28 protein-coding genes, 2 tRNA genes and 1 pseudogene are annotated in these 23852 nt (G+C 66.7%); 8 read left to right on the top strand and 23 right to left on the bottom strand.

Features of this window, described 5'->3' with window-relative positions; translation table 11 throughout:
- Nucleotides 1-2 precede the first annotated feature (2 nt).
- From nuoF to SH591_RS00195, 12 genes and pseudogenes are all read right to left on the bottom strand, one after another.
- Entirely contained in the window at nucleotides 3-1307 is a 1305-nt protein-coding gene (gene nuoF, locus SH591_RS00250) for an NADH-quinone oxidoreductase subunit NuoF (RefSeq protein WP_324750025.1), read from the bottom strand.
- A complete protein-coding gene (locus tag SH591_RS00245) occupies nucleotides 1304-1972 on the bottom strand; it encodes a complex I 24 kDa subunit family protein (RefSeq protein WP_324750024.1) in 669 nt (222 codons plus the stop codon). The genes nuoF and SH591_RS00245 overlap by 4 nt, the downstream gene beginning before the upstream one ends.
- On the bottom strand, nucleotides 1972-3201 hold the full coding sequence (locus tag SH591_RS00240) for an NADH-quinone oxidoreductase subunit D (RefSeq protein ID WP_324750023.1): 1230 nt from the start codon (nucleotides 3199-3201) through the stop codon (nucleotides 1972-1974). Before SH591_RS00240 ends, SH591_RS00245 begins: the two co-directional genes overlap by 1 nt.
- A gap of 17 nt (nucleotides 3202-3218) precedes the next feature.
- Nucleotides 3219-3872, bottom strand: a pseudogene (locus tag SH591_RS00235) (NADH-quinone oxidoreductase subunit C); the annotation flags it as partial.
- A 2-nt stretch (nucleotides 3873-3874) separates the two neighbouring features.
- Nucleotides 3875-4429, bottom strand: a complete 555-nt coding sequence (locus SH591_RS00230; RefSeq protein WP_324750022.1) for a NuoB/complex I 20 kDa subunit family protein — start codon at nucleotides 4427-4429, stop codon at nucleotides 3875-3877.
- Entirely contained in the window at nucleotides 4420-4797 is a 378-nt protein-coding gene (gene ndhC / locus SH591_RS00225; RefSeq protein ID WP_322830273.1) for an NADH-quinone oxidoreductase subunit A, read from the bottom strand. Before ndhC ends, SH591_RS00230 begins: the two co-directional genes overlap by 10 nt.
- A 250-nt stretch (nucleotides 4798-5047) precedes the next feature.
- Entirely contained in the window at nucleotides 5048-5866 is an 819-nt protein-coding gene (locus SH591_RS00220) for an inositol monophosphatase family protein (protein ID WP_324750021.1), read from the bottom strand.
- A gap of 104 nt (nucleotides 5867-5970) precedes the next feature.
- Nucleotides 5971-6534 (bottom strand): elongation factor P, encoded by a 564-nt coding sequence (efp, locus tag SH591_RS00215; RefSeq protein ID WP_322830271.1) that lies wholly within the window; start codon nucleotides 6532-6534, stop codon nucleotides 5971-5973.
- Nucleotides 6531-6827 (bottom strand): type II toxin-antitoxin system HicA family toxin, encoded by a 297-nt coding sequence (locus tag SH591_RS00210; RefSeq protein ID WP_324750020.1) that lies wholly within the window; start codon nucleotides 6825-6827, stop codon nucleotides 6531-6533. The genes efp and SH591_RS00210 overlap by 4 nt, the downstream gene beginning before the upstream one ends.
- Nucleotides 6828-7061 (bottom strand): type II toxin-antitoxin system HicB family antitoxin, encoded by a 234-nt coding sequence (locus tag SH591_RS00205; protein ID WP_324750019.1) that lies wholly within the window; start codon nucleotides 7059-7061, stop codon nucleotides 6828-6830. It lies immediately after the preceding gene.
- Between the two features lie 32 nt (nucleotides 7062-7093).
- The gene (locus tag SH591_RS00200; protein WP_322830268.1) at nucleotides 7094-7720 is read right to left on the bottom strand and encodes a M23 family metallopeptidase; all 627 of its coding nucleotides are present in this window, start codon (nucleotides 7718-7720) and stop codon (nucleotides 7094-7096) included.
- On the bottom strand, nucleotides 7717-8763 hold the full coding sequence (locus tag SH591_RS00195; RefSeq protein ID WP_322830267.1) for a L,D-transpeptidase family protein: 1047 nt from the start codon (nucleotides 8761-8763) through the stop codon (nucleotides 7717-7719). Before SH591_RS00195 ends, SH591_RS00200 begins: the two co-directional genes overlap by 4 nt.
- 79 nt (nucleotides 8764-8842) lie before the next feature.
- Between SH591_RS00195 and SH591_RS00190 the strand changes: the two genes are divergently transcribed.
- Nucleotides 8843-9586 carry a DUF72 domain-containing protein gene (locus SH591_RS00190; protein WP_324750018.1) on the top strand — a complete coding sequence of 248 codons (744 nt, stop codon included), beginning with the start codon at nucleotides 8843-8845 and terminating at the stop codon, nucleotides 9584-9586.
- Here SH591_RS00190 and thiE read toward each other — a convergent pair.
- From thiE to tkt, 7 genes are all read right to left on the bottom strand, one after another.
- A complete protein-coding gene (thiE, locus tag SH591_RS00185; protein WP_324750017.1) occupies nucleotides 9583-10269 on the bottom strand; it encodes a thiamine phosphate synthase in 687 nt (228 codons plus the stop codon). The two genes, SH591_RS00190 and thiE, sit on opposite strands and share 4 nt — an antisense overlap.
- Nucleotides 10266-10895 (bottom strand): class I SAM-dependent methyltransferase, encoded by a 630-nt coding sequence (locus SH591_RS00180; protein ID WP_324750016.1) that lies wholly within the window; start codon nucleotides 10893-10895, stop codon nucleotides 10266-10268. Before SH591_RS00180 ends, thiE begins: the two co-directional genes overlap by 4 nt.
- Nucleotides 10896-10916: 21 nt before the next feature.
- Nucleotides 10917-11807, bottom strand: a complete 891-nt coding sequence (locus SH591_RS00175) for a fructose bisphosphate aldolase (RefSeq protein ID WP_324750015.1) — start codon at nucleotides 11805-11807, stop codon at nucleotides 10917-10919.
- 14 nt (nucleotides 11808-11821) lie between these two features.
- Nucleotides 11822-12241, bottom strand: coding sequence for a VOC family protein (locus SH591_RS00170; RefSeq protein ID WP_324750014.1), 420 nt, complete (start codon nucleotides 12239-12241; stop codon nucleotides 11822-11824).
- Nucleotides 12238-13437 carry a phosphoglycerate kinase gene (locus SH591_RS00165; protein ID WP_324750013.1) on the bottom strand — a complete coding sequence of 400 codons (1200 nt, stop codon included), beginning with the start codon at nucleotides 13435-13437 and terminating at the stop codon, nucleotides 12238-12240. The genes SH591_RS00170 and SH591_RS00165 overlap by 4 nt, the downstream gene beginning before the upstream one ends.
- Before the next feature lie 122 nt (nucleotides 13438-13559).
- Nucleotides 13560-14570, bottom strand: coding sequence for a type I glyceraldehyde-3-phosphate dehydrogenase (gene gap, locus SH591_RS00160; protein ID WP_324750012.1), 1011 nt, complete (start codon nucleotides 14568-14570; stop codon nucleotides 13560-13562).
- Between the two features lies 1 nt (nucleotide 14571).
- Complete coding sequence (gene tkt, locus SH591_RS00155) at nucleotides 14572-16551, bottom strand: transketolase (protein WP_324750011.1); 1980 nt, start codon at nucleotides 16549-16551, stop codon at nucleotides 14572-14574.
- A 156-nt stretch (nucleotides 16552-16707) separates the two neighbouring features.
- Here tkt and SH591_RS00150 point away from each other — a divergent pair, with 156 nt between their 5' ends.
- The 4 genes from SH591_RS00150 to SH591_RS00135 all read left to right on the top strand — a co-directional run bounded on the left by SH591_RS00150 (nucleotide 16708) and on the right by SH591_RS00135 (nucleotide 18199).
- Nucleotides 16708-16908, top strand: a complete 201-nt coding sequence (locus SH591_RS00150; RefSeq protein WP_322830258.1) for a hypothetical protein — start codon at nucleotides 16708-16710, stop codon at nucleotides 16906-16908.
- A gap of 3 nt (nucleotides 16909-16911) precedes the next feature.
- Nucleotides 16912-17289: a cell division protein ZapA gene (locus SH591_RS00145; RefSeq protein ID WP_324750010.1), complete on the top strand. Its 378-nt coding sequence runs from the start codon at nucleotides 16912-16914 to the stop codon at nucleotides 17287-17289.
- Nucleotides 17290-17441: 152 nt separating this feature from the next.
- Nucleotides 17442-17990: a 5-formyltetrahydrofolate cyclo-ligase gene (locus SH591_RS00140; RefSeq protein WP_322830256.1), complete on the top strand. Its 549-nt coding sequence runs from the start codon at nucleotides 17442-17444 to the stop codon at nucleotides 17988-17990.
- Nucleotides 17981-18199: a DUF2842 domain-containing protein gene (locus tag SH591_RS00135; RefSeq protein ID WP_416222314.1), complete on the top strand. Its 219-nt coding sequence runs from the start codon at nucleotides 17981-17983 to the stop codon at nucleotides 18197-18199. The genes SH591_RS00140 and SH591_RS00135 overlap by 10 nt, the downstream gene beginning before the upstream one ends.
- A gap of 150 nt (nucleotides 18200-18349) precedes the next feature.
- On the opposite strand, the gene SH591_RS00130 is transcribed toward SH591_RS00135, so the two are convergent.
- Together SH591_RS00130 and SH591_RS00125 are read right to left on the bottom strand one after the other, a co-directional pair.
- A tRNA-Asp gene (locus tag SH591_RS00130) sits at nucleotides 18350-18426 on the bottom strand.
- A gap of 52 nt (nucleotides 18427-18478) precedes the next feature.
- On the bottom strand, nucleotides 18479-19696 hold the full coding sequence (locus SH591_RS00125; RefSeq protein ID WP_322830254.1) for an AI-2E family transporter: 1218 nt from the start codon (nucleotides 19694-19696) through the stop codon (nucleotides 18479-18481).
- A 173-nt stretch (nucleotides 19697-19869) separates the two neighbouring features.
- On the opposite strand from SH591_RS00125, the gene SH591_RS00120 reads away from it, so the two are divergent.
- From SH591_RS00120 to SH591_RS00110, 3 genes are all read left to right on the top strand, one after another.
- The gene (locus SH591_RS00120; protein WP_324750009.1) at nucleotides 19870-21156 is read left to right on the top strand and encodes a M20/M25/M40 family metallo-hydrolase; all 1287 of its coding nucleotides are present in this window, start codon (nucleotides 19870-19872) and stop codon (nucleotides 21154-21156) included.
- A gap of 110 nt (nucleotides 21157-21266) precedes the next feature.
- A complete protein-coding gene (locus SH591_RS00115) occupies nucleotides 21267-22490 on the top strand; it encodes a chymotrypsin family serine protease (protein WP_324750008.1) in 1224 nt (407 codons plus the stop codon).
- A gap of 124 nt (nucleotides 22491-22614) precedes the next feature.
- Nucleotides 22615-23175, top strand: a complete 561-nt coding sequence (locus SH591_RS00110) for an HdeD family acid-resistance protein (protein ID WP_324750007.1) — start codon at nucleotides 22615-22617, stop codon at nucleotides 23173-23175.
- A 52-nt stretch (nucleotides 23176-23227) separates the two neighbouring features.
- Here the strand turns inward: SH591_RS00110 and SH591_RS00105 are convergent.
- Nucleotides 23228-23312: transfer RNA gene (locus SH591_RS00105), tRNA-Leu, on the bottom strand.
- Between the two features lie 59 nt (nucleotides 23313-23371).
- Nucleotides 23372-23767 carry a DUF805 domain-containing protein gene (locus SH591_RS00100; RefSeq protein ID WP_324750006.1) on the bottom strand — a complete coding sequence of 132 codons (396 nt, stop codon included), beginning with the start codon at nucleotides 23765-23767 and terminating at the stop codon, nucleotides 23372-23374.
- Nucleotides 23768-23852 lie beyond the last annotated feature (85 nt).

Below are 23852 nucleotides of genomic sequence, written 5' to 3'. Positions count from 1 at the left end.
AATTACTCCGCGGCCTCCAGCGTCTGGCCGTTCTTCTCGATGATCCGGCGCTCCAGCTCGGGGCGGAAGTGACGGATCAGGCCCTGGATAGGCCAGGCGGCGGCGTCGCCCAACGCGCAGATCGTGTGACCCTCGACCTGCTTGGTGACGTCGAGCAGCTCGTCGATCTCGCCGATCTCGGCATTGCCCTCGCGCAGGCGCTCCATCATCCGCCACATCCAGCCGGTGCCCTCGCGGCACGGCGTGCACTGGCCGCAGCTCTCATGCTTGTAGAAATAGGAGATGCGGCTGATCGCGCGGACGATGTCGGTCGACTTGTCCATGACGATGACGGCGGCGGTGCCGAGGCCCGAGCCCAAAGCGCGCAGACCGTCGAAATCCATCGGCGCGTCCATGATCTCCTTGGCGGGGACCAGGGGGACCGAGGAGCCGCCCGGGATGACCGCGAGCAGATTGTCCCAGCCGCCGCGGATGCCGCCGCCGTGGCGGTCGATCAGCTCGCGGAACGAGATGCCCATCGATTCCTCGACGACGCACGGCGTGTTGATGTGGCCCGAGAGCTGGAAGAGCTTGGTGCCCTCGTTCTTCTCGCGGCCGAAGCCCTTGAACCAAGGGGCGCCGCGGCGAAGGATGGTCGGGACGACCGCGATCGATTCCACGTTGTTGACCGTGGTCGGGCAGCCGTAGAGGCCGGCGCCGGCCGGGAAAGGCGGCTTCAGGCGCGGCTGGCCCTTCTTGCCCTCGAGGCTCTCGAGCAAGGCGGTCTCTTCGCCGCAGATATAGGCGCCGGCGCCGCGATGGACGAAGACGTCGAAATCATAGCCGGACTTGGCCGCGTTCTTGCCGAGAAGGCCGGCGTCATAAGCCTCCTGCACGGCCGCGAACAACGTCTCCGCCTCGCGGATGAATTCGCCGCGGATGTAGATGTAGGCGGCGCGCGCGCGCATCGCGAAGCCGGCGATCAGCGCGCCCTCGATCAGCTTGTGCGGATCGTGGCGGATGATCTCGCGGTCCTTGCAGGAACCGGGCTCGGACTCGTCGGCATTGATGACCAGGAAGTTCGGTCGCCCGTCCTTCGATTCCTTGGGCATGAAGCTCCACTTCATGCCGGTCGGGAAGCCGGCGCCGCCGCGGCCGCGCAGGCCGGAATTCTTGATTTCCTCGATGATCTGGTCCTGGCCGATGGCCATCAGATCCTTGGTCTGGTCCCAGTCGCCGCGCTTTTGCGCCGACGACAGGTTCCACGGCTGGAAGCCGTAGACGTTGGTGAAGATGCGATCCTTGTCGCTGAGCGCGGTGATCGTCATTTCCACTGCCCCCGGTAATCGTGGTTCTCGCCGACCATCTCCGGCAGGCTGGTGACGCCGGTCGCGGGCGCGCTGGTCTGGCGCGCAATCTGCGGCCCGGCCTTGGGCGTTTCGCCCCGCGCCAGCGCCTCGAGGACCGCAGTGATGCTGTCGAACGTGAGATCTTCGTAATTGTCGTCGTTGATCTGGACCATCGGCGCGTTGGCGCAGGCGCCGAGGCACTCGACCTCGGTCAAGGTGAACAGGCCGTCTTCGGTTGTCGCGCCCTTCTTCAGACCCTTCTTGTAGCAGGCCTCCAGAACGTCGTCGGAGCCGCGCAGCATGCACGGCGTGGTGCCGCACACTTGGACGTGGTGGCGGCCGACTGGCGCCAGATTGTACATCGTGTAGAAGGTCACGACCTCGTAGGCCCGCATGTAGGGCATATCGAGATACGCGGCGACATATTCGATCACCGGCACCGGCAGCCAGCCCTGCGTCTGCGTCTCAGCGCCGACCTGGCGCTGGGCGAGATCGAGCAAGGGCAGCAGAGCGCTGTGCTGGCGACCCGGCGGGTAGCGGCCGATGATCACCTGGGCCTGCTTCTCGTTGTCGGCTGTCCAGGCGAAGCCGCCCCAGCGGGCGCGGACTTCTTCGATGTCAGGAACGTTGGTTGGGCCGGCCATCAGCGGTCGCACTCCCCGAAAACGATATCCATGGCGCCGAGGATCGCGGTGGCGTCGGCGAGCATGTGGCCCCTGGTCATGAAGTCCATCGCCTGCAGGTGACTGAAGGCGGTCGGGCGGATCTTGACGCGGTACGGCTTGTTGGAGCCGTCCGAGACCAGGTAGACGCCGAACTCGCCCTTCGGGCTCTCGGTCGCGACGTAGACCTCGCCTTCCGGCACGTGGAAGCCCTCGGTGTAGAGCTTGAAGTGGTGGATGAGCGCTTCCATCGACTGCTTCATCTCGGCGCGGCGCGGCGGCGCGACCTTGCGGTCGAGCGTCAGCACCGGGCCTTCCGGCATCTGCGCGAGGCACTGCTTCATGATGCGCGCGGATTGGCGCACCTCCTCGCAGCGGACCATCATGCGGTCGTAGCAATCGCCCTTGGTGCCGACCGGAATGTCGAACTCCATCCGCTCGTAGACGTCGTAGGGCTGCGACTTGCGGATGTCCCAGGGAATGCCCGCGGCGCGGATCATCGGACCGGAGAAGCCCCAGGCCAGAGCGTCCGCCTTCGACACCACGGCGATGTCGACGTTGCGCTGCTTGAAGATGCGGTTGTCGATGACGAGGCTGAGCGCGTCCTCGAACAGGACCGGCAGGCGATTGTCGAGCCAGTCGGCAATGTCGGTGAGGAGCTTCAGCGGCACGTCCTGATGGACGCCGCCGGGCCGGAAATAGGCCGCGTGCATGCGGGCGCCGGACGCGCGCTCCGAAAAGTTCATGAGGTCTTCGCGCAGCTCGAACAGCCACAGGTTCGGCGTCATCGCGCCGACGTCCATGACGTGGCTGCCGATGTTGAGCAGATGGTTCGAGATGCGGGTCATCTCGGCGAAGAAGACGCGCAGATATTGCGCGCGGAGCGGCACTTCGAGGTCGAGCAGCTTCTCGATGGCGAGCACGTAGCTGTGCTCCATGCTCATCGGCGAAACGTAATCGAGCCGGTCGAAATAGGGCAAAGCCTGCAAGTAGGTCTTGTATTCGCAGAGCTTCTCAGTGCCGCGATGGAGCAGGCCCACGTGCGGATCGACGCGCTCGACGATCTCGCCGTCGAGTTCGAGGATCAGGCGCAACACGCCGTGCGCCGCCGGATGCTGCGGGCCGAAGTTGATCGTGTAGTTGGCGATCTCGGCTTCGCTCGGGCTGATGCCCTCGCGCTCGATGCGCTCCTGAATGGCGGAATCGGTCATTTCTTTACCTCGGCGGCTTTGTCGTCCGCCTTTACCGGGCTCGGGGCGCCGGCCTGCTGGGGCTGCACCTTCTCGTCGCCGGGAAGGATATATTCCGCGCCTTCCCACGGGCTCAGGAAGTCGAAGCTGCGGAAGTCCTGGGCAAGCCGGACCGGCTCGTAGACGACGCGCTTCTGCTCTTCAGAATAGCGCATCTCGACATAGCCGGTCAGCGGGAAGTCGCGGCGCTGGGGATGGCCGCGGAAGCCGTAATCGGTGAGGATGCGGCGCAGGTCGTCATTGCCCTCGAAAAGCACGCCGTACATGTCGAACACTTCGCGCTCGAGCCAGCCGGCGACCGGCCACAGGCCCGTCACGGACGGCACCGGCTTGTCCTCGTCGGTGAGGACGCGGACGCGGATGCGGTGGTTCCTGGTGACCGAAAGCAGGTGATAGACCACCTCGAAACGCTCGGCGCGCTCGGGATAGTCGACCCCGGCGATCTCCATCAGCTGCTGATATTCGAACTGGTCGCGCAGCACGCGGCAGACGTCGACGATGCTCTCGCGGCGGACGGTGATCGAATCCTCGAACGCGGCATGCTTGGCGGCGAGGAGGGCGTCGCCGATGGCCGCCTTCACCTCGTCAAGAATGCCGTCGCGCGGAGCGACCCTGGGTGCGGAATTGTGCATCATCAACGCTCGATCGTGCCTTCGCGGCGAATTTTACGCTGCAGCTGCATGATACCGTAGAGGAGAGCCTCGGCGGTCGGCGGACAGCCCGGGACGTAGATGTCGACCGGCACGATCCGGTCGCAGCCGCGCACCACCGAATAGCTGTAATGGTAATAGCCGCCGCCATTGGCGCAGCTGCCCATCGAGATGACGTAGCGCGGTTCCGACATCTGGTCGTAAACGCGGCGCAGAGCCGGAGCCATCTTGTTGCAGAGGGTGCCGGCGACGATCATCACGTCCGACTGGCGCGGGCTTGCGCGCGGGGCCGCCCCGAACCGCTCCAGATCGTAGCGCGGCATGTTGACGTGGATCATCTCGACCGCGCAGCAGGCGAGGCCGAACGTCATCCACCACAAAGAGCCGGTGCGGGCCCAGGTGAACAAGTCCTCGGTCGAGGTGACGAGGAAGCCCTTGTCGGCCACTTCGGCCTGGAGCTCGTTGAAATAGCGCGGATCCGGCTGCTGCAGGTCGGCCGGATGCGGATTTTCGCTCCGCGGATCGAGGATCACTCCCATTCGAGCGCCCCTTTCTTCCAGGCATAAATGAAGCCGAGGGTGAGCTCGGCGAGGAAGATCATCATCGCGACCCAGCCGGCCACGCCGATCGCGCCGAGCGAGACCGCCCATGGGAACAGGAACGCCGCTTCGAGATCAAAGATGATGAACAGGATGGCGACGAGATAGAAGCGCACGTCGAACTGCGACCGCGGATCCTCAAACGCCGGGAAGCCGCATTCATACTCGGCGAGCTTGTCGGGATAGGGGTTCTGCGCACCGGTCAGGCGCGAGACGATCATCGGCAGAACCACGAACGCGCCGGACAGCGCCAACGCCACGGCGAGGAACAGCAGAATGGGCAGATATTCGGCGGCGACGGACGCCATCGAGACTCTCCAGATACCAAGATTGCGGCGGCTTCTAGGACTGCCGCCGCAGGGTGGCAAGGGTTGGAGCGGGTGAGAATGACTCGCAACAACCCCTTGATGTTCCAGACGTGCTGCGATCACCCGGACGAGCACGTCCGGGCAGCCGAAGCAAGACTATGCGGAGCCTATAAGCAGCCGCGAACCGACTTGGAACTGGTGTTACTACCGTGGTCGTAGCCGCCTGCACGGCGTGCGTCGGCGGGCGTCCTCAGGCGCGAACCGCCTTGGCGACCAATTTGTGCAGCTTGTTGTGGATCTGGTCGTTGGCGGCCAGGATTTCGCTGCGCTCGACCGGCTTGTCGCCGCCCCGATAGTCGGTGACGAAGCCGCCGGCCTCGCGCACCAGCAGCATGCCCGCCGCGACGTCCCAATATTGCAGGTCGTTTTCCCAAAAGCCGTCATAGCGGCCGGCGGCGACCCAGGCGAGATCGAGCGCGGCCGAGCCGAAGCGGCGGATGCCGGCGACTTCGGGCGCGATCGCGTTGAGGATCGCATTGAAACGGCCGAGATCGCCATGGCCGAAATAGGGAACGCCAGTCGCGATCAGGCAATCGGCGAGGTCGCGGCGCGAGGAGACGCGCAGGCGGCGCTCGTTGAGCCAGGAACCCCTGCCCTTTTCCGCCCAGAAGCTCTCGTCGGTCAGCGGCTGGTAGACCAGGCCCTGGGTGATCTCGCCGCGGCCGCCGCCGGGGCGCGGCTCCTCGACCGCGATCGAGATCGCGAAATGGGGGATGCCGTGGAGGAAGTTGGAGGTACCGTCGATCGGATCGATGATCCAGCGCGGCTTCGAGGGATCGCCCTCGATCGTACCGCCCTCTTCCATGTAGAAGCCCCAGTCCGGCCGGGCGTGGCGCAGTTCCTCCATCACGGTCTGCTCGGCATTCTTGTCGGCCAGCGAGACGAAGTCGGCCGGGCCCTTGCGGCTGACCTGCAGTTGCTCGACCTCGCCGAAGTCGCGGCGCAGGCGCGGCGCGGCCTTGCGGGCGGCGCGTTGCATGACGGTGATGAGGCCGGAATGGGAAACCATGTCATTGCTCCTCCCCTCCCGCGGGCAGGAGGGGTCGGGGTGGGAAGTCTCGGCGGGGAGGCGAAGCCAGCCCCTACCCCTCCCGCAGGCGGGAGGGGAAATGATCAGTCGGCGCGGCGGACGTAGGTCTGCTCGTAGACGTCGACGACGATGCGGGTGCCGCTCGAAATGTGCGGCGGGACCATGACGCGGACGCCGTTGTCGAGGACCGCGGGCTTGTAGGAAGAGGAAGCGGTCTGCCCCTTCACCACCGCGTCGGCTTCGACGATCGTCGCTTCGATCGTGTCGGGGAGCTGCACCGAGATCGGCTTCTCGTCGTAAAGCTCCATGACGACGTCCATGCCGTCCTGGAGGAAGGCGGCGGCGTCGCCGAGGAGGTCGGCCGGAAGCGTGATCTGCTCGTACGTGTCCTTGTCCATGAACGTGAGCTGGTCGCCGTCGCGGAACAGGAACTGGAAGTCGGTGGTGTCGAGACGCACGCGCTCGACCGTCTCGGCCGAGCGGAAGCGGACGTTGTTCTTGCGGCCGTCGATGAGGTTCTTCATTTCGACCTGCATGTAGGCGCCGCCCTTGCCCGGCTGCGTGTGCTGGATCTTGACCGCGCGCCAGATCCCGCCTTCATATTCGATGATGTTGCCGGGACGAATGTCCACGCCGCTGATCTTCATGTGCGTCTCACAATTGGAAAAAGAGCCGGAGCGGCCCTTAGCCGGAGCCGCCCGGACGGGCAAGCGGCTCTAAGCGGAAGGAACTCGTCGACGCCGATGTCGGCCTGCTTGAGAATGGCACGAAGCGTGCCCTCCGGGATGTCACCAGGATGGCGGGCGACCATCGTGATCCGGCGCGTCTCCCGGTTGATCCATTGCTCGTGGCTTCCCTTCGATTTGCCTCTCGGCTCGAAACCGAACTTGCGGAGCCGGGCCGTGACTTCGCGATAGCTGAAGCCCGCGAGGCGGCCCATTCAGGCCGCCAGGACGACCGGTACGATGAAGCTTTCCGGGACCGGCTCGCCGGCAGGCTCGTCCCAGCCTTCCGCCGCCCGGATTTCCCGGATGCTCCTAGCGGCATCCTGGGCGATTTCGATGAGTTCGGCGACGGTGTTCGCCTGGACGACAAGGCCCTCCACGTCCTCCGACGTGCCGAGATAAACACCTTCGGGTAACTTTTCGATCTGGAGCATGATGATCCGTTCCATGCGGTCCGCTCTAGCAGAGACGACGGACAATGTCAGCGGCCGCCGCGGGTACTGGCAAGCAGCGGATAGGGGTTTACGGGGCTGCCCTCGTGCCACGGCTCGCCGGCGCTCATGCGATGGACGGCGAAATGGAGATGGGGTCCGGCCGGATTGGCGTTGCCGGTGCTGCCGACATGGCCGATCGGCGTGCCACGGGCGATCGCCTGCCCCTCGCGCAGCCCCGGCGCATAGTCCTGGAGATGGGCATAATAATAGATCCAGCGCTTGTCGGGCGAGCGGACATAGGCAGTGATGCCGCCGCCGCCCTCGCTGAAGAACAATTTCTCGACCGTGCCGGGAGCCGCAGCGACGACGGGTGTGCCGGGCTCAGCCATGATGTCGATCGCATCGTGGACGCGGGCGCCGCCGGCCCTGGCCTGGCTGTAGGTGTCGACTAGCTGGTCCGGCTTCACCCCCGCCACCGGGATGGCGAGCCCGGCCGGCCCGATGACGATGCCCTCGGCGACCTCGACCTTCGGCTTGGCGAGCGTGACCGTGTCGCCCGCCGCCTCGACCTCACCCGATTTGTTGCCATAGGCCGACACCCAGAAAATGCTGGTGACGACGGCGGTCACCAGCGCCGTGAGGATGTTGGTCGCGTAGAGCTTGAACCGACTCAAGCCTGGAACACCACCGTCATCCCGTCCTTCACCATGCGGGTCAGGCGGGCGACGTCCCAATTGGTCATGCGGACGCAGCCATGGCTCTCGGCGCGCTTGATCGTCTCGGGCGAGTTGGTGCCGTGGATGCCGATATTCTCGCGGTTGAGATCGATCCAGACGACGCCGACGGGGCCGTTCGGGCCCGGCGGGAGCATCTGCTCGGGCTCGTCATCCTTCACGTCCCAGAAAAGCTGCGGCTGATAATGGAACGGCGGATTGTAGGCGACCGAATTGATCTTCCAGGTGCCGAGCGGCAGCGGATCCTTGTCGCTGCCGAGCGTGGCCGGGAACTGGGCGATCAGCTTGTCGCCCTCGCCATAGACCTTCACCGCCTTCTCGGACTTGTCGACGACGACGCGCTCCGCCTTGGGCTGTTCGCCGCTGACGTTGAGGTCGCTCAGCAGTTGGGCGATGTCGGGCTTGGCGCCCTCATAATTGCGCGAGGTCGGCAGGACGTTGGGCAGGCGCAGCACGGTCCCGGCCTGAAGCGCCATGCGCGGATCGTTGAGCGCGATGATCGTCGCCGGCGTGGTGTGGAATTTCTCGGCGACCTTCTCGAGCAGGTTGCGGTAGCCGAGCTGCTTCAACTTGGCTTGCTCGGCGGGATCCTTGGGGATGCGGCCGACAAACGGGCCGCGGGCGTCGCTCTCGTCGATCCGCAGCTTGCGGGTCGAGGGCGCCCGGTCGCGCAGCAAGGCGACGCGAGTCGGCTGGTCGAGTTCGCCGGTGACCTCAAGCCCGCGGGCGGTCTGGAAGCCGCGCAGCGCTTCATGGAACGACATGCCTTCGAGCCCGTCGATCACGCCAGGCGAGAAGCCGGCGCGGTCGAGCAGCACCTGCGCGTGGAAAATGGTGCCGTCGATCTTGTCGCTCGGCGTCTCGGCCTTCGCCTTGGCGGCAGGAGCGGCTTTCTGCTGCGCCAGCGCGGCGCCGGCGATCGGCGCGGCGGCGGCGAAGCCCAGCGTACACAGCAGGGCCGCCATCAATTTGGTGTTACGCACGACGGTCACTCCGATTTCAGTTCGGAGGGTCAACGTCGTACGGGCAACTTATTTCCTTCCGCCGCCGTTAAGCGCGGCAATGACGGAGGCTGGAACGATCCGGATCGGCTGCTCGGGCTGGAATTACCGCCATTGGCGCGGCGCCTTCTATCCCGAGAAATTGCCGATGAAGCGCTGGTTCGACCATTATGCAGGCGTATTCGACACGGTCGAACTCAACACCAGCTTCTACCACCTGCCTAAGCCCGAAACATTCGTGAAGTGGAAGGACCAGGCGCCGCCCGGCTTCCGCTACGCCGTCAAGGCGTCGCGCTTCATCACTCACGCCAAGAAATTGAAGGAGTGCGCGGAGCCACTCAACCTGTTCCTGGGCCGGGCGCGCGGGCTTGGAGAGACGATCGGGCCGATCCTCTACCAGCTTCCGCCGCGCTGGGGGTTCAACCGCGAGCGGATCGAGGAATTTCTGGCCTTGCTGCCCATGGACCTGGTCCACGTCTTCGAATTCCGCGAGGCGAGCTGGATGAGCGACGAGGTGATCCGGCTCCTCGGCGAGCGTGGCGTCTCCTACTGCACGCACGACATGCCGGGCATGAATGTGCCTCGGGAAGCGGTTGGCCCGTGCGCCTATGTCCGCTTCCACGGCTTTGCCGGCAAATATTGGGGCCGTTATCCGGACGAAGTGCTGCTCGGCTGGGCCGACTGGATAACGGGCCAGGCGCGGCAGGGCCGCGACGTCTGGGCCTATTTCAACAACGACATCCATGCCGACGCGATCGCCGACGCCCTCACCCTGCGGGCTATGGTGGCGCAGGCGGCGCGCTAGCGGACCAGGATCTTCTGGAATTCCGCGACCGCTGCGCCCGGACCCTGCTTGTGGTTCCAGACCGCGCCGCTGACGGCGAGGAAATCCGCGCCGGCCTCCACGAGCTCGCGCCCGTTTTCGGGCGTGATGCCGCCGATCGCGACGCAGGGTATTTCGAACACCGTGCTCCACCAGCCGAGGATCGACGGTTCGGGCCGGTGATGCGTCTCCTTGGTCTCGGTCGGGAAGAAAGCCCCGAACGCGACATAGTCCGCCCCGGCCTCGCCGGCGTCCATCGCGAGATGGCGGCTGTCGTGGCAGGTGACGCCGATCTGCGCGGCGGGGCCGAGCTGGGCGCGGGCGTCGCGCGCGTCGCCGTCGTCCTGGCCGAGATGGACGCCGTCGGCGCCGAGGCGCTTGGCGAGGCCGATATCGTCGTTGACGATGAAGGCGACCTCATGCTCGGCGCAGATGCGCTGCAGCGGTTCGGCGAGCTTGGCCGCCTGATGCTGGTCGATGCCCTTGACGCGGAACTGGAAAGCCGCGACCGGGCCGCCCTCGAGCGCCGCCGCCAGCCGCTCCGGAAAGTCGCCGCCGACGTCGAGCGGCGATATCAGATAGAGCTGGCACGGCTCCCGCCGGCCGCCCTCGAAGCGCGCGGCAAAGTTCGGGTCGAGCGTGAGATCGTCATCTTCGTCCATCATGACGCCGCTTCTGACGCGCCAAGCGTCCCTGTCAAACAAAGAAAGCGGTCGGGCTTGCGCCCCCTCCCCTCCGCGAGCCGGAAGGCGCCGAAACCGGCGTGCGCCATCAGCGCTTCGAGCTCGGCAGCGTCATAAGCGCGGAAGCCGAAGCGGGAACCGGGCCACTTGGCGAGCTCCTCGGGCGGCTCGAACAAGATCGAGAGCGTGCCGCCGGGCCGGAGCACGCGCGCCAGCTCGGCGAGCGCGGCGGCGGGGTCGGGCCAGAAATAGAGGCTGGCGACGCTCACCGCCTTATCGACCGAGCCGTCGCCAAGCGGGAGATTGTCGACGCTGGCGCAGTGCAGGCGGAGGTTGGGCGTGTCGGAAAAGCGACGCCGGGCACGCTCCACCATCGCGGGCGCGGCATCGACGCCGGTTACCGTGCCGCGCGTGGCATTCAGCAGCCGGCCGAGCAAGGCGCCCCCGCCAAAGCCGATCTCGAGCACATCGTCCTCCGGCCCGATCCGCATCTCGGCCCATGCGAGACGGTTGGACGGGCCGGCGATCCGATCGAGCCAACGGCCGATAAGCGGCGCTGCCGGCCCGGTCGGCCGGGCGAACTGGCGGGCGAGGAAGCGCCGGATCATGTCCCGCGCTTCCCCGAAGCCTCAGGCCTTGACGGTCGAGGCGGTGTGGATCTCGTCGATCGCCTCGCCGAGCGCGGCGTCGAACTCTTCGTCGCTCATCTGGTGGCGAAGATCGGAGAGCAGAGCGCGCGAGAAGCTTGCGATCATGCCCTTGTTCCTGGCGAGTTCGCGGCACGCCTCGGCGCGCGAGAAGCCGCCCGACAGAGCGACGACGCGCAGCACGCGCGGATGAGCGACGACCTCGTCGTAGAGGCCAGCCTCGGCCGGGATCGACAGCTTGAGCATGACCTGGCGGCCCTCGGCGACGCCGTCGAGCGCCTTCAGAAGCTCCTCCTTGAGGATGCGGTCGGCCTCGGCGCGCTGCGCGCTCTTGATGTTGACCTCGGGCTCGATCATCGGGACGAGACCCGCGGCCAGCACCTGCTCGCCGACTTCGAACTGCTGCTTGACGATGGCGGCGATGCCCTCGCGGTTGGCGAGGTTGATCACCGAGCGCTCCTTGGTGCCGAACACGCCGAGGCCCTTGGCGCGGGCCAGCAAAGCATCGAGATCGGGCATCGGCTTCATCAGCTGGACGCCGTTCGCTTCGTCCTCGAGGCCCTTGTCGATCTTGATGAACGGGACCACGCCGCGCTCCTGCAGGACCTGCGGCACCGGCTTGCCGTCGATCTCGCCGTCCATCGTCCGCTCGAACAGGATCGCGCCGAGCACCTTGCCGCTGCCGAACGAGGGCGCGGTGATGATGCGCGAGCGCATCTGGTGAATGAGGCCGAACATTTCCTCGTCGTTCGACCAGGCGCCCTCCTCGATGCCATAGCCCTTCAAGGCCTTGGGCGTGGAGCCGCCGCTCTGGTCGAGCGCGGCGATGAAGCCCTTACCGTCCTTGATCTGCGCCATCATCTTGTCGTTCATCTGACTTTCCTTGCTCAAAGTGCGGGCACGGGCGCCCAGGGCGGTCCCTTCAGTTCCAGAGCATTGCCCTCCGGATCCAAAAGGTAAATGGATGGGCCGTCGCCTTCCGCGCCGTAGCGCGAGACGATTTCGGCGGCGATGCCGTGGCCCTGGAGCTCGGCGAGGATCGCCGCGCCGTTCCACGGCAGGACGCGAAAACAGATATGGTCGACGTTGCGGCCTTCGGGCCCGGGCGCCGCGCCGCCGGCGCTGCCAAGCTGGCCCGACACCGGCACGAGATCGATCAGGGCCGTGCCGACCCGCAGCTGATACAGGCCGATCGCCTCCTGATGCTTTTCGAACCGGGCGCCGAGCACCTCGGTGTAGAAACGGGCCATCTTCCCCAGGTCGACGACCCGCAGCACGACATGGTCGATAGCCTGGATCGTGATCATGCGTTGCCGAGCGCCTCCACCCCCGGCAGCGGCTTGCCTTCCATCCATTCGAGGAAGGCGCCGCCGGCCGTGGATACGAAGGTGAAATCGTCCGCGACGCCGGCATGGTTGAGCGCGGCTACCGTATCGCCGCCGCCCGCCACCGAGACGAGCGAGCCGCTTTGGGTCAGCGCCGCGGCGGTGCGGGCAAGCTGGACGGTGGCGCGGTCGAACGGCGCCGTCTCGAACGCGCCGAGGGGGCCGTTCCAGACCAAGGTGCGGCACGTCTTGATCGCGTCGCCGAGCGCCTCGACCGCGGCGGGGCCGACGTCGAGGATCATCTCGTCGGCCGCGACCTCGTGGACGTTGCAGGTGCGCATGCTCGGCGGATTGGCGGCGAATTCCTTCGCCACGACCACGTCATAGGGGAGATGGACGGTGCAATTGGCGGCGTCGGCCGCATCGAGGATCGCAAGCGCAGTCTCGCTGAGGTCATGCTCGCACAGCGACTTGCCGACATCGACGCCGCGGGCGGCCAGGAAGGTATTGGCCATGCCGCCGCCGATGATCAGATGATCGACCTTCGAGACGAGGTTGCGGAGCACGTCGAGCTTGGTGGAGACCTTGGCGCCGCCGACCACCGCCGCGACCGGGCGCTCGGGATTGCCGAGGGCGGCTTCGAGCGCCTTCAGTTCCTTCTCCATCGCGCGGCCGGCATAAGCCGGGAGGAGATGGGCGAGGCCCTCGGTCGAGGCGTGGGCGCGGTGCGCGGCCGAGAAGGCATCGTTGACATAGGCATCGCCGAGCTCGGCCATGGCCGCGGCCAAAGCGGGATCGTTCTTCTCTTCGCCGGCGTGGAATCGGGTATTTTCGAGGATCGCGACGTCGCCGGGATTCATTCCGGCGATATTCTCCTTCGCCGTCGCGCCTTCGCAGTCCCCGACGAAGCGGACGGGGCGGCCGAGCACTTCCTCATAGGCGCGAGTCACCAGCGACAGCGACATGTCGGGGCGGCGCTCGCCGTTGGGACGGCCGAAATGGGCGAGGAGGAGGACGATGGCGCCGCGATCGGCGAGCTCCGTCGCGGTCGGCAGCGTCGCCCGGAAGCGTGTGTCGTCGGTGACGCGCAGGTCCTGCATCGGCACGTTGAGATCGACGCGCACCAGGACGCGCTTGCCGTGGATGTCGCCGAGATCGTCGAGCGTCTTGAAGGTCATCGCATTCGCCTCTCACTCTCCCCGCCCCGCTTGCGGGAGGGGCCGGGGGAGAGCTTGTCGACCGGTCACCCGGCAACAGGCCCTCCCCTCACTCCCCTCCCGCGCGCGGGAGGGGAAGCCATTCAGATCAGCTTCGCCATTGCCGAGGCGGTGTCGACCATGCGGTTCGAGAAGCCCCATTCATTGTCGTACCAGGAGACGACGCGGACGAGCTTGCCCTCCAGCACGGCGGTCTCGAGGCTGTCGACGGTCGAGCTGGCCGGATTGTGGTTGAGGTCGATCGAGACCAGGGGCTCGTCGGTGTAAGCGAGAATGCCCTTGAGCGGACCGCTCTCGGCCGCGGCCTTCAGCGCGCCGTTCACTTCCTCGAGCGTGGTGTCGCGCTTCGGCGTGAAGGTCAGGTCGACGAGGCTGACGTTCGGGGTCGGCACTCGGATGGCCGAGCCGTCCAGCTTGCCCTTCAATTCCGGAAGGACCTCACCGACGGCGCGGGCGGCGCCGGTGGTGGTCGGGATCATCGACATGCCGGCAGCGCGGGCGCGGCGCATGTCCGGATGGATCTGGTCGAGGATCTTCTGGTCGTTGGTGTAGGCGTGGACCGTGGTCATCAGGCCGCGCTCGATGCCGATCACGTCGTTCATGACCTTGGCGACCGGCGCCAGGCAGTTGGTGGTGCACGAAGCGTTCGAGACGATGGTGTGCTCAGGCGTAAGCTTGTCGTGGTTGACGCCGTAGACGACGGTGAGGTCGACGCCCTTGGCCGGGGCCGAGATCAGGACGCGCTTGGCGCCGGCAGCGAGATGCTTCTCGGCCGAGGCACGGTCGGTGAAGAAGCCGGTGCATTCGAGCGCGATGTCGACGCCGTTGGCGGCGTGCGGCAAATTGGCCGGGTCACGCTCGGCGGTGACCTTCACGCGCTTGCCGTCGATGATGAGATCGTTGCCGTCCGCCTCGACCGTGCCCGGATAGGCGCCGTGGACCGAGTCGCGCTTGAACAGCATGGCGTTCGACTTGGCGTCGGCGAGGTCGTTGATCGCGACCAGCTCGAGGCCGCTGTCCGGGTTGGCGAGGATCGCCCGCGCCACCAGACGGCCGATGCGCCCGAAACCGTTAATCGCAACTTTGGTCGCCATGTCATTGATCTCCCTGGTTAAGCACCGCGACGATCTGCGGCACGATCGCTTCGGCGCTGAAGCCGAAACGCTTGAAAAGGTCTTCCGCCGGAGCCGAGGCGCCGAAGCGGTCGAGGCCGATGCGCAGGCCATCGAGGCCGGTATAGCGCTCCCAGCCCAAGGTGGTGCCCGCCTCGATCGAGACGCGTAGCACGCCCCCCCCGCCGAGAATGTCGGCGCGATAGGCCGCGTCCTGGGCGTCGAAGCGGCTCCAGCACGGCATCGACACGACGTCGGCGCCGATGCCCTGGGCCTCCAGCGCATCGGCCGCCGCGAGCGCCGTCTCCACTTCGGAGCCGGTGGCGAGAAGCACGACCTTGCGGGCGGCCGACGCGGCGCGCAGCCGGTACGCGCCCTTGGCCGAGAAATTCTCGGTGCGCTCGGCGCGCAGCTGCGGCAGGTTCTGGCGGGTCAGAGCGAGCAGCGACGGACCGTCGCGGCGCTCGAGCGACAGCGCCCAGCATTCGGCGGTCTCAACGGCGTCGGCCGGACGGTAGACGTCGAGGTTCGGGATCATGCGCAGGCTCATGACATGCTCGACCGGCTGGTGGGTCGGGCCGTCCTCGCCGAGGCCGATCGAATCGTGCGTCATGACGTAGACGACGCGGGTCTGCTGTAGTGCCGACAGGCGGATGGCCGGGCGGCAATAATCGGAGAAGACGAGGAAGGTGCCGCCATAGGGAATGACACCGCCGTGCAGCGCCATGCCGTTCATCGCCGCGGCCATGCCGAATTCGCGGATGCCGTAATAAATGTAGCGACCCGAATAATCGTCCGCAGTCAAAGGCTTCTGAGCCTTTGTTTTGGTGTTGTTCGAGCCCGTAAGGTCGGCCGAACCGCCGATCGTCTCGGGCAGCGCCTCGTTGATCGCGCCGAGCGCGAGCTCGGACGCCTTGCGGGTGGCAACGGTCTGCGGATTGGCGGCGAGCCAGTCGAAATAGGCGGTCTTGGCGAACCCTTCCGGCAGGCGCCCTTCCATGCGGCGGACAAATTCCTCGCGCTGCGGGTTGGCGGCGAGACGGGCGCGCCAGTCCTCATGCGTCCTGGCGTTGCGCGCACCGGCTTCGCGCCATGCGTCGACGATCGGCTGCGGCAGGTCGAACGGCTCGCTGTCCCACACCAGATGCTGGCGGGCGGCGGCGACTTCATCGTGGCCAAGCGCCGCGCCATGGGTGGCCGACGTGCCCTGCTTGTTGGGCGCGCCGTAGCCGATGACGGTGCGGCAATCGATCAGCGAGGGGCGCGGATCGGCGAGGGCCTCGTCCAGCGCACGGCGGATGTCCGCAAAATCGTGGCCGTCGCACGAGACGGTGTGCCAACCCGAGGCGCGGTAGCGCGCGAGGACGTCTTCCGAAGTCGACAGGTCGGTGGAGCCGTCGATCGTGATCTTGTTATTGTCCCACAGGACATTGAGGCGGCCGAGCTTCAAATGACCGGCGAGGCCGACGGCCTCGTGGTTGATGCCCTCCATCAGGCAGCCGTCGCCGGCGATCGCCCAGGTGTCGTGATCGACGAGGTCGTCGCCGAACACGGCGTTTAGGTGGCGTTCGGCAATCGCCATGCCGACCGACATCGCGAAACCCTGGCCGAGCGGCCCGGTGGTGGCCTCGACGCCCTTCATCAGGAAGTTTTCTGGATGGCCGGCGCAGGGCGAGCTAAGCTTCCGGAAGTCGCGGATCTCGTCCATCGTCGGATGGGCGTAGCCGGTGAGATGCAGCAGCGAATAGATCAGCATCGAGCCGTGGCCGGCGGACAGGACGAAGCGGTCCCGGTCATGCCAATCAGGATCCTGCGGATCGAACTTCAGATACTCCGTGAACAGCACGGTGGCGACGTCGGCCATGCCCATCGGCATGCCTGGGTGACCACTGTTGGCCGCCTGTACGGCGTCCATCGACAATGCGCGGATGGCATTGGCGAGCAGTCTCGGTTCGACGGGCATTCGAATTCCCTCAGAAATGATTGTGTCCCCGGTCGGGACGAGGCGGAGACTCAACTGCTCCTTACGCGCGCTCCTTTAAAGGCGGGGGCGACAAGGTCAACCTTGGGCCCCTTTCCGGCGCTTGCCGGAGGCGCGAGTCGTGCTATGCCATGCGCCATGGCAGACGAACGGGCGTTGCACGCCATTTCCCGCATCGAACGGGCGCTGGCGCGGATCGAAACCGCGGCGCAGCAGGCGCCCGCGCGCGACGAGGGCGAGCTCAATGCGCTGCGCCACGCCCACCAGGCGCTGCGCGGCAAGGTGCAGGGCGCGATCGCGCAGATCGACCGGCTGCTCGCCGCCAACGAGGGGGGCTGAACGATGCCGTCGGTCGAGATCGAGATTGCAGGACGGCGCTACAATCTCGCGTGCCGCGACGGCGAGCAGGAGCATATGCGCTCGGTCGCCGTGATCGTCGACGAGAAGGCCCGCCAGGCCGGCGAGGCGCTCGGCAGCCTCAGCGAAGCACGGCAATTGCTGTTCGCCTCGCTGCTGCTGGCGGACTCGCTCCAGGAGCAGCAGGAGGCTGCCGCAGCAGGCCCCGCGCCTGCGGCACAGCCCGCCGTTCCCGATGCTGCGCTCACCGATGCGCTGGAACGGCTCGCCGAACAGGTCGAAGCGCTCGCCGAAAGGCTTGAGGGCAAGGATGCAAAGTCCTACATAGGCAGTCGACGGGAACTGCCCGGTGCGAGCTTTTGAGAACATCCCTGAGGCGATAATGACATCCTCGGGGGCTGTCCCTGCCTGGACCCTGGTCCGGATCACATGGTCCCCACCTGACGTTGAGGCGTCAGAGGATATTCCAGCAAACGGCCATGGCGGTCCCGTCACCTTCCCTTACTAAGGAGCAGATGCGCTCCGATGCGCTCCAGCGGCGCCGCGCTTTCGCGCGCTCGCTGACGCCGGAGCTGCGCGGCGACCTCGAGCAGGCGCTCGCCCGCATCGTGCTGCCGCATTTGATCGGCGCGCGCGTCGTGGCCGGCTATCACCCGCTGAAGGACGAGATCAGCCCCTCGCCCGTCCTCGACGGCCTGGTCGACGGCCAGAAAGCCGTCCTTCCCTGGTTCGCCGACCGCGACAGCCGGATGATCTTCCGCCGCGCGCCGGCAGTGGTGCCCGCGCCCTGGGGCGTGCTGCAGCCCGCCGCCGACGCCGAGGCGCTGGCGCCGGACGTGGTGCTGGTCCCGCTGGTGCTCGGCGACCGGAACGGCACCCGCATCGGCCACGGCAAGGGCCATTACGACCGCGCGCTGGCGCATTTGCGCGACGGCGGCACGCTGATGAAGACGATCGGCATTGCCTGGGAGGCACAGATCAGCGAGGAGCCGATTCCCGCCGACCCCTGGGACGTGCCGCTCGATGCGATCGCCACGCCCGCCGAATGGATAATATGCAGATGAGCGAGCCCAGTTGGCGCAAACCCGCAGGCATGGGCCTGATCCTGCTGCTGATCCTCGTCTGGACGGTGATCGTCGTCAGCGTCGCCGACCTGCTGACCGGCCTGCCCTGGCCGGTGCACGCCCTCTATTACACGGTCGCCGGGATCGTCTGGATCCTGCCCCTGAAGCCGCTGCTGCGCTGGATGGAACTGGGCCGCTGGCGCGACTGAACTGCCGCGGCCGCGGCACTGGATTGCCGCGTCGCTGACGCTCCTCGCAATGACGGGTAAGCGCGCATCGCCATTGCGAGCGCAGCGAAGCAATCCATCCCCGGCCATGGGCCGGGGCGACGCGGGACGCCGATTTTCGATAGGGGAAAATGGCGCGAGTGACGGGGCTCGAACCCGCGACCTCCGGCGTGACAGGCCGGCGCTCTAACCAACTGAGCTACACCCGCGTTCTGGTGTGGGCCGCGAACTAGGCGAGCGCCCTCACCCTGTCAACACGGCTTAGCGTTTCATCTGTGGATTGTTTTCGACCTCTGCAAAATCCTCGTGATGCGTGCTGGTTAGCGTGCCCTCCTCGAACAGGAATCCGGCGATGTCGGGCTTGCCGGCGGCGTCGAGCACGGTCTTGAGGATGATCAGCAGCGGCACGGCGAGCAGAGCGCCGGTGGTCCCCCACACCCACGCCCAGAAGCTCAGCGCGACCAGAATCAGCAGGGGATTGATCGTCAGACGCTTGCCGACGATCGCAGGGGTGACGAAATTCGCCTCTATGAGGTGGATCGCCGCGAAGCTCAGGGCCGGCAGGAAGGCGTACCAGGGATCGGCGAACGCCATCAGGCCGCCGAGCGCGAGCAACAGGATCGAGGCGATCGGCCCCAAATAGGGAATGTAGTTCAGCACCGCGACGATGCCGCCCCACATCAAGGGCGTCGGCATTTCGAGCAGCCACAGAACCAGCGACACGAACGCGCCCATCGAGATGTTCACGAAGGTGATCGTGCCGAGATAGGTCGAGGTCGCGTCGACGACCTGCTGGATGACGCGGGCCGTGGTCATCGCGCCATCGAAGCTGGTGCGGGTCGTGATCGTGCGCTTGCGCATCCGCGTCCAGCCGGCGAGGAAGAAGAAGATCACGAGGATCGCGAAGAACATCTGGATCGCGGCGTGCGGCGCCGAGGTGGCGATGAGATCGAGTACGCTGTTGGGCGTCTCCACGGTCACGGTGCGCGCCGCCGGCCCGCTCTTGTCGCCGAATTCGGTGACGACATCGTCGATGAAGCGCTCGAGGCTGGCATAGACGTCGAGCAACGGGGCCAAAGTCTCGCGGATGCGGCCGATCCGCTCCGGCAGCAGCCGCACCCATTCGGTCGCGGGCAGGACGATCGCGGCGATTGCCATATTGGCGACGGCGATGAACAACAGCACGCAGATCAGGGCGGCGAAGCTCGAGGGTACGCGCCGCCGCTCGAACCATTCGAGCAAGGGCACCAATGCGATGGCGATAACCAGGGCGGCGGTGACCGGGAGGAAGAATTCGGCCCCGGCGCGCAGGGCGAAGGGCAAGGCGATGGCGAGGCCGGCGCCGGCGATCAAGGTCAAGGCGGCGAGCAGGCGATCACGGCGATAGGCGATCGCCTCCGATTCGAGATGGAGCTCGTCGGCGAGCGATTCGGCCTCGGTCAGTTCGGCCCTGGCTTCGCCTGCGCGCAATCGCTTCATGTCCCGCTGTCTCCCTCGGCCGAGAATGCCCGCCTTTCCGGCCCGTTGCCAGAGGGTGGAGACAGGCGGTGACGAAAATATGGCGCGCGCGCGCCGCGCGCTGGACAAGCCGAGCCGGCGTGCCGCAAACAGGCGGCGCCGCTGCGCGGCCCGTATTTCCAGGAGAGAATTCGATGCGCCCCACCCACTTCGCCCTCGGGCTTGCCCTCTTTGCCTTGGCCGGCGCTGCCCCCGCCCAGACGGCATCGGCGCCCGCAACCCAGAGCGTGAAGCGGATCACGGCGAGCGCGCCCTTCAAGAAGGCGATGGCCGCGCTCGACGCCGGCCACGACCAATGGGTCGCCGACATCATCACACTGACCGAAATTCCGGCGCCGCCGTTCAAGGAAGAGGCGCGCGCCAAGGCCTATGCCGACATGTTCCGCGCGCGCGGCCTCAGCGACGTCGAGATCGACGAGGAAGGCAATGTGCTCGGCCTGCGCAAGGGCGCCGGCAGCGGCGGGCTGGTCGTCGTCTCCGCCCATATCGACACCGTGTTCCCGGAAGGCACACCGGTGAAGGTGCGCCGCGAGGGCGACAAGCTCCACGCCCCGGGCGTCGGCGACGACAGCGCCGGCCTCGCCACCCAACTCGCCTTCATCGACGCGATGAACGCCGCCGGCATCCGCACCCGCGACGACATATTATTCGTCGGCACGGTGGGCGAAGAGGGCCTCGGCGACTTGCGCGGCGTCCGCCACCTCTTCACCAAGGGCAAGTATAAGGGCAAGCCAACGGCCTTTTTCTCGATCGACGGCGGCGGCCTCGACAGCATCACGACCGGCGGCGCCGGATCGAAGCGCTATCGCGTCACCTTCAAGGGCCCGGGCGGACACAGCTTCGGCGCGTTCGGGCTCGTCAACCCGATGACGGCAATGAGCCAGGCCGTGGTCGATTTCTACAAGACCCAGGTTCCGGCCGATCCCCGCACCACCTACAGCGCCAGCGTGGTCGGCGGCGGCACGTCGGTGAACTCGATTCCCCGCGAAATCTGGCTCGAAGTCGACATGCGCTCCGAGAGCGCCGACGAGCTGGCCAAGCTCGAGAAGCGCTTCCTGACCGTGATCGAGGAAGCGGCGGCGACCGAGAACAAGGCGCGCTCGACCCGCGAGGGCGGCATCACCGTCGAGCCCAAGCTGATCGGCGACCGCCCGGCCGGCCAGACGCCGCTTTCCGCCGACATCGTGCAATATTCGACGGCGGCCTATGCGTTGGAGGGGATCAAGGTCGCCTATCATTCGAGCTCGACCGATTCGAACATCCCGATCAGCCTCGGCATTCCCGCGATTACCATCTCGCGCTCGGCGACCGGCGGGCGCGGCCATTCGCTCGACGAATGGGTCGGCGTCGAGAAGGCGCCGAACTTGAAGGTGAAGAAGATCGGCCTCGCGACGATCCTCGCCACCGCCGGCATGCGCTGAACATCAGGCTGGCCGGAATCATTCAGCTTCCGGCCAGCCCGCTTCCCTTAACCCTGTCGGGAATGATGCGGGAAACGGGGCTCAGTGTGACGATGCGAAGGCTTGCCGCGATGGCCGCGATGGCCATGACGGCTGCCGCCGCATCCGCCCAGAGCGTGACTGCCCCCTCCCCCGTCCCGGTGCAGACGCCGGCCCAGATCCTCGCCCAGGACGCCACCGAATATGCGCGGCGTTATGCCGTGCCGCTGGCCGAAGCACTGCAGCGGCTGAAAGCGCAGGAGGAAAGCGTCGCCGCCACCGACCGACTCCGGCAAACCTACGGGGATCGCCTCGCCGGAATCGCCATTGAGCATCGGCCGGCCTACCGAATCGTCGTGCTGCTGACGGGCGACGCGCCGGTCGCCGACCAGAACGTTTCGGCGGGCGGGCTGCAGGTGCCGATCGTCTTCCGCACCGGGGCGAAAGCGACGCGGGCCGAGATCGTCGCCGCGATCCGCACCCACCAGGCCGCGATTCGCGCCCGGCTGCCGCGCCCGCCGGGAATGGGCGCCGACCCGCGCACCGGCGAGCTGGTCGTGATGATCAAGGAAGCCGAAGCGTCCTCCCGCCCGGCGGGCGAACTGGAACAGGCCTTTGCAGCGCTGACGGGCGTGCCGGTCCGAATCCGCATTATCGATCGCGACACGGACCTCGCGGCCGACGGCGGCGCTCGCCTCGAAGGCGTGGATCCCGCGAACGGCCGCCGCTACATCTGCACGACCGGCTTCGTCGTTACCGACGGCACCCGCACCGGCGTGGCGACGGCGGCGCATTGCCCCGACGAGGTCTCCTATGGCGAACCCGGCCGCAAGGATGTCCCGCTCGAGTTCGTCGGCCAATGGGGCTGGGCCTATCGCGACGTGCAGATCCACGCCAGCGCGACGCCGTTGCAGCCGCTTTTCTTCGCCGACAGCGCGAAGACCGTGGCGCGGCCGGTGATCACCTGGCGCAACCGCGAGAGCACGCGGGCGGGCGATTTCGTCTGCCACCGCGGCGAGCGGACCGGCTATAGCTGCGGGGAAGTGGAGATGACCGACTTCGCGCCGGCCGGCGACCTCTGCGGCGGCCCGTGCGAGCCGACCTGGGTCACGGTCGGCGGGCCGCATTGCCGGAGCGGCGACAGCGGCTCGCCGGTGTTCAACGGCTCGGTCGCCTTCGGAATCCTCAAGGGCGGGAGCTACCGGCCCGACGGGACCTGCAATTTCTATTTCTACATGTCGACCGACTACCTGCCCGAAGGCTGGGCCCTGCTTCACCGCGGCAGCCCCGAATCGACCGCGGCTGGCGGTCACTAAGTCCGGCCCCGTCAGGAACACAAGCATTTGTGCATCGCATCCACCAACTGGAGGCGGAAGCGAGCAGCAGTCGGCTGGAACAAGCCTCCGGCACGGCGGTTTCTCCCGCGTGTCGAGGAGACAGATGATGACGAGCGCAATTCCTCGGTGGCTGTCCTGGAGCTACATATTGCGAGCCATAGTGGCGATCATCCTCGGAATAGCGATGTTCGTCTTTCCGCTGGCCGGCCTTGCCAGTTTCGTTCTGTTGTTCGGCATATTCTCGATTGCGGACGGGATCCTGGCGCTGGTCGCGGCCTTCGCCCGGCCGCATGGCGGCAAGATCGACTGGAGCATGCTCCTCCACGCCTTGGTGAGCCTCGCGATCGGCGCGATGTTCCTGCTGCTCCCGGGCCTTTCGCTCGCCGCCTTCGTCCTGGCCGTCGCGGCCTGGATGCTCGTGATTGGCATCGCGGTGCTGGTCTCGTCCGCATCGTGGCGCAAAGGCATGCCGCGCCCCTGGGTCCCGCTCGTGCTGGCGGTCTTCTCGATCCTGTTCGGCGGCTATCTGTTTCTGTTCCCGCTCGCGGGCGTCGCCGCGATCCCGTTCGCGCTGGGTTTCTATGCGCTGCTGTGGGGCGTGCTCATGCTCGGCATCGGCTATGAGCTGTTGAACCGCCGGGGCCGGTCGCCCGAACCCAATTAAGGGCGCACCGCAGCGCGGAGCATCCGCTCACAAGCTGGCGAATCGAAGCAAATGGTGCCCCCGGTCGGACTCGAACCGACACTCCTTGCGGAACTCGATTTTGAGTCGAGCGCGTCTACCAATTCCACCACGGGGGCACGGGGGGCTGCCTAGCGAAGGCTCCGCGTCGGAGCAACCGGCAAGGCAGCCCTCGCCGTCAAATTGTGCCCGGCGCTGTGCCGCGCTCCCCGCCCTTGGGATCCGGACCATATTCATTGGGCCCGGGCGTGCCCTCTATCACCATGAAATAGAGCAGGACCAGCCCACCGACGAGCGGAATGAGGCCGATCAGCAGCCACCAGCCCGAGCGGCCGGTATCGTGCAGCCGGCGCACGCCGACGGCCAGGCTCGGCACGAACAAGGCGACCGCCGCGACCAGCGAAAGCGGCCCGTAGACGCCCAGCACCATTCCGGCGAGGCCGAGGATGCCGTCAATCATCCCTGCGACGATGTAGACGCCCAGCATCAGCAGGAAGAAGGACCAATATTCCTTGCGGCGCGAACGGCCCTCGAACTGCGCGTATTTCTTCAGCGGTAAAGTTGCCCACTCCATTTGATTCCCCCTTTTCAGTCGAGTGACTGCCACCCCGTCCGCGAGACTATCCCAAGACCCGCCCTTGGCAAGCCATTTAGTTACG

The organism is Sphingomonas sp. LY54, from assembly GCF_035594035.1.
GTDB lineage: Bacteria > Pseudomonadota > Alphaproteobacteria > Sphingomonadales > Sphingomonadaceae > Allosphingosinicella.
Note: the sequence above shows the minus strand (reverse complement) of the source record. Positions and strands in the feature narration are given on the sequence as shown.